We start from the raw sequence: 16,594 nt of genomic DNA on the forward strand, positions 1-16,594 counted from the left end.
AATACAGCTATCATGTTGATCTGTAAGGGAATACACCATGGCTCGCAACAAGGTACAGTTCCAGAAGGGTATTAGTTTGACCCAATTCCTTAAAGCTTATGGTACAGAAGAGCAGTGCTTCGATGCTCTCTGTCAATGGCGTTGGCCAAATGGCTTCTGTTGCCCTCACTGCGGACATGACAAACATTGCAACCTCGCTTACCGCAAGCTCAAGCAATGTAACCGGTGTCGACGTCAGACATCGATTACTTCTCGTACGATATTTGACTCCACCAAACTGCCCCTTACTACTTGGTTTCTCGGTATCTTTCTGATTACCCAGGATAAGAAGGGTATTTCCTCTATGGAGCTGGCTCGTCATCTGGGTCTCTCTTACAACGCTGCCTGGCGTATGAAGCAGAAACTCATGCAGGTGATGATGGAGCGGGACCAACAGTACAAGCTATCCGGTTTTATTGAATTGGATGATGCCTATCTCGGTGGTGAACATACTGGATGCAAGCCGGGGCGCGGAGCTAAGGGTAAAACTCCCTTTGTGGCTGCCGTTGAAACTACCAAAGATAGACGTCCTACTCGTATCAAGCTCTCTATTATCAAGGGCTTCAGGAGCAGTGAGATTTCTACCTGGAGCAAAAAGCATCTTTGCAGCGGTAGCATGGTTATCTCAGATGGCCTTGCATGCTTCAATGCTGTCACAGAGGCTAATTGTGTACATGACAAGATTGTTTGTGGTGGTGGTCGAGCTTCTGTTGAAGAGCCTGAGTTCTATTGGGTGAATACGGTACTCGGCAATCTAAAAAGTGCACTGCGTAGTACCTACCATGCGATTAGGCCGAAATATGCGCAGCGATATTTGGCAGAATTTCAATATCGATTTAATCGACGGTTCGACTTATCAGCACTCATTCCAAGACTTTTTTTTTCTCTCTTCGGACACCTCCAATGCCGGAAAGACTGCTGAAAATTGGCTTAGTATAGGTGGTAATTAGGCAGAGTTTTGAACACCCTCGCTAGAGGTGGTATCGCTATACTTTATCAGCTTAATTCTAAGGTATTACATTTACCTAAGCCCTTTGCTCGAATCCGTTTAACATTGATATTTATTAAATGACGGATCACGAAGCGAAATAGTAATTTCTTAATGCCAGTTAAATTACTTCCATAGAGCAGATAAAAATCATCAGGTTGCGTATAAACTCCGAAATCGTCTGCGATACCTTCTTTCTGTATAAATGTATCTTTATCCTCCCAGTCAATGGGTGGGTTTTGTAGGCATTTTGTGGCAATACCATAGCCTTTAAACTCAGAGCATTGATTACGGAACCCTTCTTGGACTTTGTTCAGGTATGGGCGGTCGATAATATATCCTTCAAGGTTGATCCACCTATCATTTGAATATACTTCAACCCAGCTGTGGATAATTCGTTCAGGTACGATATAGAATAGATAACTAGGTATGGCACCTTTCTGAAGGTCTTTAAAAATAGTAAATCCATGAATGCGTGTAGGAATGCCAACAGCGCGAAGCAAAGCCATTAGCAATGTTCCTTTAGTGTTACATTGTCCGTACCCGTCTTTCAGTACCCTGCTAGCCGGAATACGATCATCACTATTGTAACCAAATAAAATATCATCACGAACAAACTTATAGATGGCACCAATGGCGTCATACTGAGATAGCTTACGCCATTTCTTATTTTCAATTAACATCTGAATGGTTTTATTCTCAAAGTCAAGCATAGGGGTTTCTGATAAGTATTCACGAGTAAGTGTCTTCATTCATTTGTTCTCCAAGGTAAGTTATAATGTGGGCTTATTTAAACTCTGCCCTCTCGTATAATTGAATAAACCTCCTAAGACTTCACGAAAGCTCTCTTATCAAAATCATTCCTAAATGAATGTCGCATAGACTTTTATTTGGGCTGCTTATTCAAAGTTAATCCCCCACTTTCATGCAAGGTTAACGGTTCCTGAAAGAATTTTAATCTACTTAATGAATTTAACATTAGTATTATGATCTCGCATCCCGATTACTTGAAGAATATAGCCCTTTTAAAGCTCTACCTTTCCAACCCAAATTCCGTGGACTATGGGACCGATAGACTCCTTACTAGTGTAAGTGTCGTTAACTGTAAATTGACCTCTTCTAGAGGCTGACTCCTCACTTGGAGAGAAGGTGTGACCAAATAGCCACTTTGGGGTTAATGATAACTTTAGGGCAGTGAGTTAAGTTGAGGTGTCTGAATTTACTTGCTAGAATCCCATTCAGTAGATTCTGGTCTCTTTGTAACTTTTATGAATGTAGTTCGACTATCATTTCTATTAATTGTGCTTATGGTCTTTCAGACCGCAGGTGCATTCTATGATAGCCATGAAGAAGTTCAGGAGGTAACGAATCACCTGTCTCTACATCATGATGAAGATCTGCCCGGCAATTTACCGTTTCAACCGGACAGCTCCCCTTCTGATTTAAGCTTACAGATCCCCTCCAGCGGGGATGAGGCTGATCAATCTTCGTTTCTTCTGGATTTATGTAATCACTGCTGTCATTGCCATGGAAGTACCTTTACCGCCCTGGTAGGTCAATCATTACTCTCTATTCTGAGCGGAATCGTTAATTATCGAGAATTCGGCAATACACGTGTTCCCAGTGGTTATTTTACCCCTCTACTCCGCCCACCTATAACCCAAGTCTGATTGCTCTAATGCCGCGCGAGTAAGGAGAGCTACAAGGCCCCCTTGCGCAATTAAAAACTGACTTGGGAGATACCCATGGATTTTTACTGCACGCTCACTGAGAGTGTGATTCGTCGTCGTGCCATATTCCAGTTGATGGTGGCGATAATGTATTTAGCTGCGCAATCAGTATCCGCGCAGGAGGGGGATTTACTGACATTACCAGATGCGATTGAGCTGACGCTCGCACAGAATCCGGAGCTTGCGGTATTCCCATTACAGAGAAGAGGTCTAGATGGTGCTGAAGAGACTGCAGCACTGCGGCCTGCGTTAAGCCTAGGAGGTGAGGCTCAATACAAGAACTTTGGTGATGGTGGCTCCAATAATGCGCCAGATCCCGAGGATGATGCCGACAATGAGCTTGAGTTGACGGTAACTTTATCCTCCGTAATTGAGCTAGGAGATAAACGTAGAGCTCGAATAGATGTAGTCAATGCCCAGCGTAATTTACTGATCGCGGATGAGCAAGCTAAGGCGCTAGATCTTCTGGCAGAAGTTATCCGTCGCTATGCTCAGGTTCTTGCTGCCCAGGAATTAGCTGTATTGGCTAGGGAGAAGGTATTACTCGCACGTGAAACGCTAAGCGCTGTCAGCGCCAGAGTCAGCGCTGCTGCTAGCCCGGTTTCTGAACGCCTACGAGCGGAGTCCGCCCTGACAAAAGCAAGCCTCGCTAAGCAGACGGATGAGAGCATGCTAGTGTACTACAGGCATGCCCTATCGGCTCTGTGGGGACAGCCGAGTATAGATTATCGAGTAGACTCCAGTGAGCTCTATCGTTTTGAGCCCGGCGCTAGTTTTGAGGAACTTTATGCGCGTGCGCAGGAAAACCCAGCTATAGCGCGCTTTGCTTCCGAAGAGCGACTGAGTGCTTCACAGCTTCGTCTCACCCAGTCCAACTCAAAGCCTGATGTTGGATGGTTTGCAGGTCTTCTCGTGAATCGGGCTGTTGACGAAACTACAGCTTTAGCTGGTTTCGAAGTTCCACTCTTTACCGCAAAACGCAATCGTGGTGCCGAGCTAACAGCAATGACTGAATTGGATGAGGTTATGCTCCGTCGTGAGGCGGCATTACTACAACTTTATCCTCAGCTATTTCTTGCCGTAACCGGTCGCGAACAGGCCCTGGCTACTGTCTCCAGTTTGCAGGATTCTGTAATCCCTAAGCTTCGCGAGGCATTGACTGAAGTAGATCGTGCCTATCGTCGTGGCCGGAGTTCTTATCTTGACTTAATTGTTGCTCGGGAAGAGTTGCTCGATGCTGAACGTGCACGAATCGAAGCAGCGCGGTCTGTACTTCTTTTCGGCGCTGAGATTGAGCAGCTTACAGCAGGGCCTTTAGGTTCCGAGAGTGTAGGAAGCGGAAAATAATTTTGGATTTAGATATGAGCAGATTAAGTAAAGTAATTCGCCTGGCAATATTATCCATACTCCTCATTTTCTCTGGATTTTGGATTGCAAGCCTGGGTCATGCAAATGGTGGTCATGATGAACATGTTAAGCAAGATGAAGAGCTGGGCTCCAATGATAGCCATGATGAGCATGATGAACAGGAAGGGAAACAATTCTCTAGTCATGGACATAGTGATAACCATGGCGGACATGATGAGCATCAGGAGGAAAAGGGCCCCAATGGTGGCCGTTTACTGACTGAGGGGGATCTAACGGCCGAGTTGCTTATTTATGAAAGTGGTGTAAAGCCAGAGTTTCGAGCCTGGATTTCTCTTAATGGTAAACCTTTAGAGAATGCTCGTGTTTCCGTAGAGCTTGAAAGACTTGGTGGAAAAGTGGATCAAATACCCTTTGCCTGGGAGGATAGTGTTGGGTATTACCGCGGTGAAGGCGTAGTAAAGGAACCTCACTCTTTTGATGTTGCCGTTTCTGTTTTTTACAACGGCGAGCGCACAAGTTGGGATTATGAGTCCCATGAAGGTCGAGTGCAGATCTCTGAACAAATGGCAAAAAAGGCAGGCATTAAAACTGCAATTGCTGCTCCAGGTATAATTAAAGAAAGCGTTACCTTATATGGTAAAACTGCGATAGATCATCGTAACCTCAGTCATGTGCGTGCACGTTACCCAGGAACCGTAATCACTGTTAAAAAAACGCTTGGCGATTTGGTAGCGAAAGGGGAAGAGCTTGCTTCTATCGAATCCAATGACAGCTTGCAAATTTATCCATTGGTCGCTCCTATTAGCGGTCAGATAATTGATAAGCAAGCCAGCCAAGGTGAATTCAGTGGCGAACGGGTGCTGTTTACCATAGCTAACTACGACCAGCTGTGGGCTGAGTTGCAAGTATTTCCGATGCGTCGCGATCAGATCAAATTAGGGCAACAGGTTTCAATTACAGCTGGTGAGCGTTCTTTTGAGTCAACTATCAGCAGCCTTGCTCCGAGCAGTAATGGTCAGCCCTTCGCGATTGCAAGAGCGGTGATTGAAAACCCCAATGAGCTCTGGACTACCGATCTAATGGTCCAAGGCCAAGTAGTAACCAATGAAAAATCTGTGCCTTTAGTGGTCGAGAATCGTGCACTACAACCTTTCCGCGATTGGACGGTGGTATTTATCAAAGTGGGAGAAACCTATGAAATTCGTCCACTAAAACTCGGCCGTAGCGACGGCACTGTAACCGAAGTGCTGAGTGGCCTCAATGAGGGTGATCGCTATGTCACCGAGAACAGCTACCTGATCAAAGCGGATATTGAAAAGTCCGGCGCTGCACATAGCCATTAAATGAGGCCAGAAGATGATTGAAAGTATACTGCGCTTCTCAATTGAGCGGCGCTACTTCGTACTGTCCCTGATCTTTGTATTGGTGGGCCTGGGGGTTTGGAGTTATCAGAGACTTCCAATTGATGCGGTTCCCGATATCACCAATGTTCAGGTACAGATTAATACCGAGGCTCCTGGTTATTCACCTTTAGAGGCGGAGCAGCGGATTACTTACACTGTGGAGGCGGCACTCGCCGGCTTGCCTAATTTAGAATATACCCGTTCGCTCTCTCGCTACGGTTTGTCCCAGGTCACTGTTGTTTTTAAAGAGGGTACAGATCTCTATTTTGCTCGGAACTTAATTAATAGCCGTCTCAGTAGTATTAAAAGTCATTTGCCTCCGGAGTTAGAGCCTGAAATGGGTCCCATTGCTACCGGACTCGGTGAGATTTTTATGTACACAGTGGAGGCTCTGCCTGGCGCCACCCAGCCCAATGGGCAGCCTTACGACGCCACTTCACTGAGGGAAATTCAAGATTGGATTATAAAACCGCAATTATCCTTAGTCCCCGGAGTTACTGAAGTTAATACCATCGGTGGCTATAACAAGCAGTATCACGTAACACCCGAACCTCGACAGATGCTTAACTTTGGCGTATCCATGGAAGATATCGCTCTAGCGCTGAGCCGCAATAACGAAAGTCGCGGCGCTGGTTACTTGGAGGGGAATGGACGGCAACTTCTGGTGCGTTCACCAGGGCAGTTGCGAAATATTGCCGAAATTGAGGATGTGGTAATTACCAGTCGCGCCGGGGTGCCGGTTAAAATTTCGGATGTAGCCGAAGTAGCTATTGGAAAAGAGCTTCGCACCGGTGCTGCCACTCGCGATGGTGAAGAGACCGTATTGGGCACAGCTATGATGCTGGTAGGGGAAAACTCCCGGGAGGTAGCTCGAAGTGTAGCGGAAGCCTTAAAGCGAATAAAATCAACCGTACCTGAAGGTATTAAGGTAGAGGCGGTTTATGATCGGACCACTCTGGTAGATAAAGCTATCGCTACAGTGCAAAAAAACCTTGTTGAGGGTGCGCTGCTGGTTATCGTGGTATTGTTCTTGTTGCTGGGAAATATTCGAGCCGCCTTTATTACTGCAGCGGTAATCCCGCTTTCCATGCTTGCCACCATTTTCGGCATGGTGCAAACGGGTGTTTCCGCCAATCTGATGAGTCTCGGAGCCCTTGACTTTGGCCTGATTGTCGATGGGGCCGTGATAATTGTGGAGAACGCGATTCGCCGACTTGCCGAAGCCCAGCATCGCAACGGAGGCAAGCTGCCCCTACAAGAGCGTTTGGAGCTAGTATTCCAAGCTACCAACGAAGTGATTCGCCCAAGTTTGTTTGGTGTTTTGATCATTACCGTGGTGTATATCCCTCTATTTTCGCTTACAGGTGTGGAAGGGAAGATGTTCCACCCCATGGCTGCCACTGTAGTGATGGCTTTACTCGCTGCACTGGTGCTTTCATTGACCGTTGTGCCTGCAGCAGTTGCTGTTTTCCTGACAGGTAAAATCAGTGAAAATGAAAACAAAGTTATTGTTGCGACCAAATCTTTATATAAACCACTGTTGATTGCTGCAATGAAAGTGCGCTGGTTAGTACTTTCTGGGGCTCTTGCATTAGTACTGTTCTGCAGCTGGCTTGCAACAACACTGGGTTCTGAATTTATTCCTCAGCTCAATGAGGGTGATATCGCTTTACACGCCCTGCGTATTCCTGGTACCGGTTTAGAGCAATCTGTAGAAATGCAAAGCTTGTTGGAGCAGCGTATTAAGGAGTTTCCTCAAGTAGATAAAGTATTCGCAAAAATTGGTACACCAGAAGTAGCAACAGACCCAATGCCGCCAAATGTAGCCGACAATTTTGTGATCCTGAAGCCCCGTGACCAATGGCCCGATCCGAAACTGCCCCAGGAACAATTGGTTGCTGAAATCGAAGAAGCTGTGCGTCAGTTACCGGGAAATAACTACGAGTTCACCCAACCAATCCAAATGCGCTTTAATGAACTAATTTCCGGCGTACGTGCAGACCTGGGTATTAAAGTATTCGGTGATGATCTGGATCAGCTGGTGGCTTCTTCAAATGAAATTCTCGGTGTGCTAAATGGAATTGAGGGTGTTGCTGATGCTCGTGTAGAACAAGTGGAGGGTCTACCGATTCTATCAATAGTGCCGAATCGAATCGCACTCGCCCGCTATGGAATAGATCTGCAAACCTTGCAAGATTTGGTTTCAGCGGCTATTGGAGGTGAAGAGGCTGGATTGATTTACGAAGGCGATCGCCGTTTTCATCTGGTAGTGCGTCTGCCGGAAGGCTTGCGACGAGACTATGAGAACCTTGGGGATTTACCTGTTCCGTTACCTACTGGTAGCCCATTGGGTAGCTATGTGCCCTTGTCAGAAGTTGCTAACTTGGAAATGACCCCTGCCCCCAACCAGATCAGCCGGGAAAATGGTAAGCGCCGTGTTGTGGTAACTGCCAACGTCCGCGACCGTGATTTGGGGTCCTTTGTTGAAGAGGCGAAGAGCCGTATTGATCAGCAGGTCTCTTTGCCTGCAGGTTACTGGCTAGTATACGGCGGCACTTTCGAGCAATTGGAATCCGCCAGTACTCGCCTCTCAATAGTGGTTCCACTGACACTATTGGTAATTCTGGGACTTCTGGTGATGGCCTTTGGTTCATTCAAGGATGCCTTAATTATTTTCAGTGGAGTACCCCTGGCGCTTACTGGAGGTGTCTTGTCCCTATGGTTGCGCGATATGCCTTTATCTATTTCTGCTGGAGTAGGATTTATTGCACTATCTGGTGTGGCGGTGTTAAACGGTTTGGTAATGCTCTCCTTCATCCGACAACTTCGTCAGCAAGGTGGTGAGTTGCTCACATCCATTATCGATGGTGCTATGATCCGCCTGCGTCCAGTATTGATGACTGCGTTGGTTGCAAGTCTCGGTTTTGTTCCTATGGCTTTGAATGTAGGTACTGGAGCAGAGGTTCAAAGACCACTAGCTACGGTGGTAATTGGAGGCATAATTTCTTCTACTCTCCTAACCTTGTTTGTACTGCCATTGCTTTATCGGATAGTGCATGGAAGAGAAGGTATATTGAAAATATAAACATAATTTATGATGCTCACCTTTGCTTATATTTAGGTAGGGGTGAGCAAAATTTTAATGAAAATATTTAAGTGTTTGTTGGTTCATTTTTGAGCATGAAAGAAATGGATGCGCTTGATATTTATATAAGATAAATAGAAAATAATAGATGTTTCTATTGCCTCAATGGAGTGACGGGTTTTTAGTGTGTAGGTTTAGTATGAGTTTACTGCTTGCAGATTTTTATTCTAGTTCAATGCCAACCTTTATAGGTCCTAAATTGAGTGGGCGGAAGTGCTGGTGCCCTTGATCTCTGATTTTAGTGAATTGTAATTTGACTTCTCATGAGGTTGACTAATAAATATGATCTGAATTTTTAAAGAAAGACAGGATCTAGCCTCGAGAGAGAATTTGAAGTAAGTAATTGTTGATGTTTAAAACATAAATATCCCTAAGTGGAGTTCTGTTTAGAGAGGGCATGAATATGTCTGAATGTGGTTGCGGTGTAGAGCAAGCAGATAAATTAGAGAGAAGCACTTTAATGGTGCTGCTAGTGATCAACGCAATTATGTTTGTGTTTGAATTAATTCTTGGATGGTTTGCTCAGTCAACAGGACTGATTGCTGACTCTCTAGATATGTTGGCTGATGCTGCTGTGTATGGGATCTCTTTATTTGTTGTAGGTAGAGGGGTTATATATCAAGCTAAGGCAGCTAATGTCAGTGGAATAATTCAAATTATATTGGGATTGTGGGTGTTGTATGAGGTTTGTAGGAGATCACTTTTTGGAAGCGAGCCAGAAAGTATACTAATGATATCAATAGGGGCCTCTGCCTTGTTAGCAAATGTTGTTTGCCTCCTAATAATATCAAAGTATAGGGAAGGGGGTGTACATATGAGAGCCGCTTGGATTTTTTCAGCCAATGATGTTGTCGCAAATTTAGGAGTGATTGTGTCAGGACTACTAGTGGCGGTAATCGATAGTCGTTTTCCTGATCTTGCTATAGGCTTAATAATTTCGGCTGTTGTCACTCGAGGTGGTTTTTTGATTCTTAAAGAGGCGAGGGAGTCCACTCGAAAAGCCAAAATATCCTAAGTGACCTTAAGGTTTTAATAGTATGAGTAATATCAACTTCTTAGTGGCTTGTCTAAAATAGTTTGTAGATCAATGGGAGTCTTACCTGAAGATGCTTGTCACTAATTTCTGAGAGCAAAAGATGCAATGATCCCTTAAGGTTTGAGTTGGCGAACTTATGAGTGCTTTTCTCTCATAGAGCAGTTTTGTGCATCCATTTTAATGCGTTATGACATGACGCACTTTTTTCACCTTTGACCTAGATGGTCTAGGCAGAAATTTTATTATTATATGCTGCCGAATATTCCCTTACAGCCTCCAAAGGATCTAGTCGAAGTATTGTTAGGTGTTGAATATCTTTCATTGGGGCATAAAAGCCTAAGAAGTCCTCAAGTGTTTTTTTTATAGCTCTAAATTTTTAGCCGACTGTAACTAAAAATTGATACGTACCTTCTGTTGAAAAGAATATTGAGCCGCGACATTAATGTCTACTAGGTGAGCTTCATGGCAAAGTATGGTGCAATGCTTTAGATCGGTGATTTGATCTATATCTCTTCAGTCTTAAAGCCGTATGGCAAATAATTGTCGAGCAGCTGTTTCATCGAGTTAGATGTTTCAGAAAGTTCTCTGTCGCTCATATTCTATAGGTAATATTGGTAATGATAACGATTTTCAATTAAGTGTGTGGTTCTGTGCCTGTAAAAATTTATACTCTTCATAACTTCCGGTCTAGTGGATACTTTTGGTGGGAAAGTTGAGTTTAATAATTTAACACTAAGTTAGGGTGAAGTATGGGGCTTAATTGGGAGGTGGCTCGGAGGTACTAGGAAGGTGTTCTGTTTCTTTTGATACTAAATATCGCCATTGCTAGATGAAATAAGAAAATGTTACGTAGATTGCGTGTGCCGTATGCTCTCTCATTTTGCAAAGTACTCCTAAAGTTAGCTAGAAATCAGATCTTATCTTCAGCCACATCTACGAGGTTTGGTATGCGCTTTATAATTGAAGCCGATTTTGTAGTGCTTCTTTAAGCTGGCCGGCAAAGATAATGTTTTTCAGTTCATCGGCGGATGTAGGTAAATCTATCCCTGGTGCTCAGCTTTCAGCATTTTTAGTTTGGTGGATGCTTCTAAAGTGCCTGCTGAATAGATATTTTCCCATGGTAATAAAATGTGTAAGCACGATTGGGTATTTCTGAGGGATGTCTAAAGCGGTATTCTGGTTTTTTGTGTGTTGAAAATGGCCATTGTTTCTGTGGTTTTAATTGTGCAATAGGGAATCTCGCAAAGATAATGTGGATAATTTTTTATTGATAGTTAAAAAATAAAGAGTAATAAATAGATTATTATGGATGGTTGTCATAAATGAGACTGAGTTTTCTATTTTAGTCATGAGAATTAATGGCGTTTAGTTGGTGTAGGTAAAAGAAAAGGAGGTGGAAGTACAGTTGCGCCTTACTTGGTACTATTCTCCTTAAAGTAGATCGTTGTAATAAAAAAATATCCAATAAATTACTTGGTGTTGCGGGGCGTGTTGTTAATTGTGGTGTGGTTTATATGAATGTGATGTATCAATCTTTACTTAAAAATACGAATTTTCTGCTGAAAAATAGCAGGGAGATTAAAGATTGAGGAAAAACGACAATGTAAGCTTGAATATTTGTGCGAATTTACTCTACCCCTAAGATTGAATTAATTCTATTAAGCTTGTCATCAAATAGTTTATATTTGTTAATTGGCTGGTCACAATATGTTACCAAAATATAAGCTGTAATTTGCTGTAATTGGCGGCAAGGTGCTTTCTTGGGTTTCCCGTTGGGAGTCGGAGTTCAGGTGTGAGTGCAAGCTTCAATAGTAAAAAAAATATGTATAAAGCCTGTTCGTTTTGTTGTGAGTTCATGATCGCAAGATGATTTTTATGTGATTGGCGGACCGATTGTTCTGGCTAATTTTTAGAGGTAATTTGAAGGGGTAAGATTGTAAGTGGGTGTAAGTGAGAGGGGCTGGTCATGTAGCAAAAAAAACCATACTACGCGGCAAGAAAAATAAAAAAATAAAGAAAATTACTTTGAAGTGATTGTTAAAATTTCTAATGTGTTTAATATTTCTCTCGGAAAATAATAAATAGAATCGATAAGTAGAGACTCTTGATGGTGGTCAAAGATTTACCCGGCAGATTTACCCGGCAGATTTACCCGGCAGATTTACCCGGCAGGTTTACCCGGCATGATTCCCGGATGGGTCTTTCAGTCGAGTTCTAAATTCTCTGATGTTTAAACCATTCTTAATTCAAGCTTTGAGGTTTTTGTTAAGTTTTTTGATATATATCAGCTTGATTAAAACAGTAAAAAAATAGCCTAAATGCCTCCGCATAGACGATTGAGGCCGTGTCTTATTTGACTTTAAAAATGGAGATTGAAATGTCGATACAGTTACAAAACATACTCAAGGAAAACGGGTTAGACCCTTTAAAGGTGGCACTGTCATCTGTGGCGGAACTCTATTCGATGACAGAGGATAACTTACTGGATTTCAAGACAGGCTTGATCCATGAGGCATTCGCTTATCACTATGAGAACAATGCTTTTTTCCGCTCCGCTTGCGATAGCAAAGGAGTGACACCGGATATGATCTCAACTCCAGCTGACCTGATCAAAATACCTCTGATTCCCATTGAGCTTTTTAAATCAAACGATAGCCATAAGTTACTTTCAGTCAGCCTACGTGATGTAGAGCTAGAAATGCGAAGCACAGGTACCTCTGGTATTCCCAGCGTTTCGCGCCGCTGCGCGGACACCGTTGACAATGCGGTGCTGGGGATTTACTCGATGTATCGCGAATTCCTAAAGATCTCCAAAGGTGCCGGCCTTTATCTTTGCCCCTCAACCGAGGAAATTCCTGAAATGGGCATGATCAAGGCCCTCAATATGCTCGCAGGTCTGCTGGACACTCATAGATTCATGGTTCGGCAAGAATCTTTTAAGCCCGAAGAGGCCTTAGAACAGCTTGAGGATTGGAATGATAAATTCAGTCGCCATTTGATTGGTCCTCCATTCCTGATCAATCGTTTTATCAGCTACCTCAAAGCTACCAACACCCGAATTAAACTCGATAAGAGTAGTTACATCATCACTCTTGGGGGGTGGAAGCGCTTCTCAGGCCAGATGTTGTCACGTGCAGAATTCAACAGTGAATGTATCGAGTACTTGGGCGTTGAAGAGAGCCAGATCCGTGACATCTACGCCTTGGTTGAATCCAATGTCATTGCTATTGACGATGAGTATGGAATCAAGCATGTCTCCCCCTTCGTTCATTTCTCGGTAAGAGACCCCAAACAACTAGATCGAGAGGTCGAACCGGGCCAGACCGGCCAATTGGCAATTCTTGACCCTCTCGCACGTTCGACGCCTGGTTTCATGCTTACTGAGGACTTGGTGCGACTGTTGCCTGAAGCGAGTCGTTCGGGAAGAAGTGGTCAACGCATGCAGTATGTAATGCGCCTACCTGAGTCAAAAGAATTTGGTTGCTGTGCGGTTAATTTAGATAAGCGGCTTGAAGATTTGGACGCAGAGCAGGCTGCTAGCGGCAGTTGTCCAGTCGTCGCCTAATTACAGCTGTCCAAGATGGAGCTACAACATGTACAACGACATCATCATTGACAACTTTTCCGACCCGGCTCATGTCGGTGATATCAACGAACCCAATTACGAATATGAAATTGGCAATCCAGTATGTGGAGATCGGATTCGCGTTCAGATCAACATCACCAATGGACTGATTGACAGTGCTCGCTTTAGAGCTTGGGGCTGCGCTACTTCGGTGGCGACGGCCAACATTTTCTGTGCCTCGCTTGAGGGGTTGGCACCGGAACAGCTTGCCGGGAGAACAAGTAGCGAAATAGAAGGCATGCTTGGTGAACTAGAGCCATCACAACACCATTGTGTTGAGATTTTGCAGCAGCTTCATCATAGGTTGCTGAGCTTAGTTGGCAAAGATTGTCGGGAGGTGATGCCATGACAAATGCTCACTCGATTGAGGGTTACTTCGACTACAACGCCACAACCCCGGTGTCGGAGGCTGTAGCTACGGCTATGTCCTCTGCGCTTCGGCTCTTTGCTAATCCATCGGGGCGTACGCTTCCTTCGACCAGTAATCGTGAGCTAATCCAGCGAGCAAAGACCCATGTCGCTAGCCTACTGGGTACCGCGCCGGAAAAAGTTTTCTTTACCTCCGGCGGTTCTGAAGCCAATAACTGGGCTATTAAAGGAAGCCTGATGAACGACCTGGGTAGGGCCGGCCATATCCTAACCACGGCGATTGAGCACCCTTCAGTTCTAGAAACTATCCGATACTGCGCCCACCAATTCGGATTCGAAGTCACCTGCTTGAAGCCGGGACCGAGTGGCGCCGTCAGTTTTGAGGCTGTCGCTGAAGCTATCCGGCCTGACACCAGATTGATTTCCATGATGTATGCGAACAATGAAACCGGCGTTATTCAACCTGTGGATCAGGTGGCAAGGCTGACCCGCTCCCGAGGCATTCCGTTCCATGTCGACGCAGTGCAAGCAGTAGGTAAGCGGCCTCTTGATGTCGAGGCATTAGGTGCTGATTTTGTTTCTTTTTCCGCACACAAATTCTATGGTCCCAAGGGTATTGGCGGCCTATATATCCAGAATATAGATCGCATATCTCCCTTGATTCATGGTGGTGGACAAGAGATGGCAATGCGCTCTGGTACCGAGAATTTGGTCGCTATCGCCGGACTCGGTGAGGCTGCTGACGAATGTCGCAGGGAGCTTGAGTACTGGGATCATCACTGTCTGAAGTGCAAACAGCACTTGATCGAACAGCTTGGCAAATCCTCTATCGAAACACATATCAATGGTGCTAGTCATTATGAGGGGGCGATTTCCAATACCTTAAACCTATCGATTCCAGGCATTCGGGGTGAGGCGCTTGCTCTGTTAATGGAAAAGAAAGATGGGATTGTGGTGTCGATTGGCTCTGCATGCAGTAACAACAAGACCCGTCAACTATCGCCTGTATTACAAGGAATGGGGCTAAGTGATGAAGAAATACAAAGTGCGATCAGGATTAGCTTCGGCCGCTTTACCAGCCTTGATGATATAGATCGTTTTGTTGATTCATTGCAGCGGTGCGTGGCACAGCTCAAAAGCATGAGCTTTAAAGGGTGAGGAGTTGGGCTCATGACGGATAAGATTTTTCCAGCTCAGCGCTTCATGGATCAGTTCGCCCGACACGTGGTTAATGAGCCTAGCCGTACCGCCTGCGTATTCCAGCCTCATGGGCCTGATAGTGCTCTATCGCTGAGTTACGGTGAACTGAATCAGCAGGTACTGGAACGGGCCCGACTGTTAGTCGAGCGCGGATATAGAGGCCAGCCGCTTGCTCTGCTTTTCCCTGCTGGTCTTGATTTTGTGGTCAACTTCCTCGCCTGCCTCGCGGCTGGCGTCATTGCTGTACCCCTGAACCTGAGTCGCAATGCTCAGCAATTAGAGCGCACTGTTCGTATTCTTGGTGATGCAAAGACCAAAGCCATTCTGACGACCGCTGAGACTCGTGAACAGCTATTTGAGCAATTAGCAGAATTACCGGCGATTAATTTGGGCGACCAGGCCTGGATTGATGAGCAGCAGGTTGGTGCTGCTAAAGATGTAGAGTTACCTCTTCCGGCTCCAGATGAGTTGGCGTTTGTTCAGTACACCTCAGGCTCTACTGATCTACCCAAAGGTGTGATGGTAAGTCACGCCAACATTATCGATAACCAATTGGCTATCCAGCAGGCGTGTGGCCACCGCGAAGGTGTAATTGCTGGCGGCTGGCTGCCACAGTTCCACGATATGGGACTGATAGGCCATATGCTGCAGCCATTGTTCCTTGGTGGTACCTACGTCTTCATGCCACCGATGAAGTTCGTTCAGCGTCCACGCCGGTGGTTAGAATTGATATCTCACTATCGAATTCATAGCTCTGCTGCACCTAATTTTGGCTATGAGCACTGCATCAAGTTCATAGGTGAGCGAGAGGACTTATCGGGATTAGACCTGAGTTGCTGGAAGGTGGCTTTGAATGGCTCTGAGCCTGTCAGCGCCGACACTATGAGGATATTTGCTGAACGTTTCCAGCCTTACGGTTTTTCCTCTACTGCTTTCTTTCCCTGCTACGGCATGGCTGAAACCACTTTGTTTGTCTCTGGAGGACCGAAAGGCGTAGGCATTGAAACCCTGGCTTTCGATCCCGCAGCATTTGACTCTGGTCGACTGCAATCTACTGGTGAGGGGCGTCAAGTGGTTAGCTGCGGTCGTATCACGCCAAGGATGATTTTGAAGGTTGTTGATCCGGAGAGTGGCCGGCTAGCAGATGAGGGTTGTATTGGTGAGATATGGATTAGTGGTGCCTCAATAGCACAAGGTTATCTTAACAACCTTGAGATTAGTAAGCAGCAATTCGGTGCTCGTATATCGCCCTGCGACGGTCATTATTACCTCAAAACCGGGGACATGGGCTTCGTCCGTGACAATAAGTTGTATATCACCGGGCGGATTAAGGAAATGTTAATCCTGCGCGGCCGCAACCTTTATCCATACGATATTGAACGTACCTGTAGTGACCATCCTGATGCGGCAGGCAATAACGGAGCCTCGGTTTTCACTGTGGATAGCAATGGCCAAAACCGACTGGCAGCCATTGTTGAGATTCGCCGCCACGCCTTTCTTAACCGAAACCACGATGAACTCCGACAGGAGCTGCGTGAGGCAGTGATGTTGGCACATGATGTCGCCCTCGACCAGCTTTTGCTGGTCAAGCCTGGCGGTATTCCGAAAACCACCAGCGGCAAAGTTCGTAGGACTGCCTGCAGGGATCTGATTGCAGCCGAAGAGGCGCAGCTCGCATGAACCGTTGATAG

The 16,594-nt window shown here is 45.3% G+C and carries 10 protein-coding genes and 1 pseudogene; 10 read left to right on the forward strand and 1 reads right to left on the reverse strand.

Annotated features, from left to right (window positions below):
- Nucleotides 1–37 precede the first annotated feature (37 nt).
- Nucleotides 38–978, forward strand: a pseudogene (locus tag ACJJIR_RS04885) (IS1595 family transposase).
- A gap of 57 nt (nucleotides 979–1,035) precedes the next feature.
- On the opposite strand, the gene ACJJIR_RS04890 reads toward ACJJIR_RS04885, so the two are convergent.
- Nucleotides 1,036–1,779, reverse strand: coding sequence for a transglutaminase-like domain-containing protein (locus tag ACJJIR_RS04890; RefSeq protein ID WP_152454492.1), 744 nt, complete (start codon nucleotides 1,777–1,779; stop codon nucleotides 1,036–1,038).
- A gap of 555 nt (nucleotides 1,780–2,334) precedes the next feature.
- Here ACJJIR_RS04890 and ACJJIR_RS04895 point away from each other — a divergent pair.
- The 9 genes from ACJJIR_RS04895 to ACJJIR_RS04935 all read left to right on the forward strand — a co-directional run bounded on the left by ACJJIR_RS04895 (nucleotide 2,335) and on the right by ACJJIR_RS04935 (nucleotide 16,583).
- Nucleotides 2,335–2,697, forward strand: a complete 363-nt coding sequence (locus ACJJIR_RS04895; RefSeq protein ID WP_444907521.1) for a hypothetical protein — start codon at nucleotides 2,335–2,337, stop codon at nucleotides 2,695–2,697.
- A gap of 75 nt (nucleotides 2,698–2,772) precedes the next feature.
- On the forward strand, nucleotides 2,773–4,104 hold the full coding sequence (locus ACJJIR_RS04900; protein ID WP_152454491.1) for a TolC family protein: 1,332 nt from the start codon (nucleotides 2,773–2,775) through the stop codon (nucleotides 4,102–4,104).
- A gap of 14 nt (nucleotides 4,105–4,118) precedes the next feature.
- A complete protein-coding gene (locus ACJJIR_RS04905) occupies nucleotides 4,119–5,468 on the forward strand; it encodes an efflux RND transporter periplasmic adaptor subunit (protein WP_152456399.1) in 1,350 nt (449 codons plus the stop codon).
- Between the two features lie 13 nt (nucleotides 5,469–5,481).
- Nucleotides 5,482–8,613: an efflux RND transporter permease subunit gene (locus ACJJIR_RS04910; RefSeq protein ID WP_152454490.1), complete on the forward strand. Its 3,132-nt coding sequence runs from the start codon at nucleotides 5,482–5,484 to the stop codon at nucleotides 8,611–8,613.
- Nucleotides 8,614–9,070: 457 nt separating this feature from the next.
- Nucleotides 9,071–9,688, forward strand: a complete 618-nt coding sequence (locus tag ACJJIR_RS04915; protein WP_253868658.1) for a cation efflux transmembrane domain-containing protein — start codon at nucleotides 9,071–9,073, stop codon at nucleotides 9,686–9,688.
- Nucleotides 9,689–12,086: 2,398 nt separating this feature from the next.
- Nucleotides 12,087–13,274, forward strand: a complete 1,188-nt coding sequence (locus tag ACJJIR_RS04920) for a LuxE/PaaK family acyltransferase (RefSeq protein WP_152454489.1) — start codon at nucleotides 12,087–12,089, stop codon at nucleotides 13,272–13,274.
- Between the two features lie 28 nt (nucleotides 13,275–13,302).
- Nucleotides 13,303–13,683, forward strand: a complete 381-nt coding sequence (locus tag ACJJIR_RS04925) for an iron-sulfur cluster assembly scaffold protein (protein WP_152454488.1) — start codon at nucleotides 13,303–13,305, stop codon at nucleotides 13,681–13,683.
- The gene (locus ACJJIR_RS04930; RefSeq protein WP_152454487.1) at nucleotides 13,680–14,861 is read left to right on the forward strand and encodes a cysteine desulfurase family protein; all 1,182 of its coding nucleotides are present in this window, start codon (nucleotides 13,680–13,682) and stop codon (nucleotides 14,859–14,861) included. Before ACJJIR_RS04925 ends, ACJJIR_RS04930 begins: the two co-directional genes overlap by 4 nt.
- Nucleotides 14,862–14,873: 12 nt before the next feature.
- Nucleotides 14,874–16,583 carry a fatty acyl-AMP ligase gene (locus ACJJIR_RS04935; protein ID WP_152454486.1) on the forward strand — a complete coding sequence of 570 codons (1,710 nt, stop codon included), beginning with the start codon at nucleotides 14,874–14,876 and terminating at the stop codon, nucleotides 16,581–16,583.
- Nucleotides 16,584–16,594 lie beyond the last annotated feature (11 nt).

This window comes from Microbulbifer maximicatervae (SeqCode) (assembly GCF_052467385.1).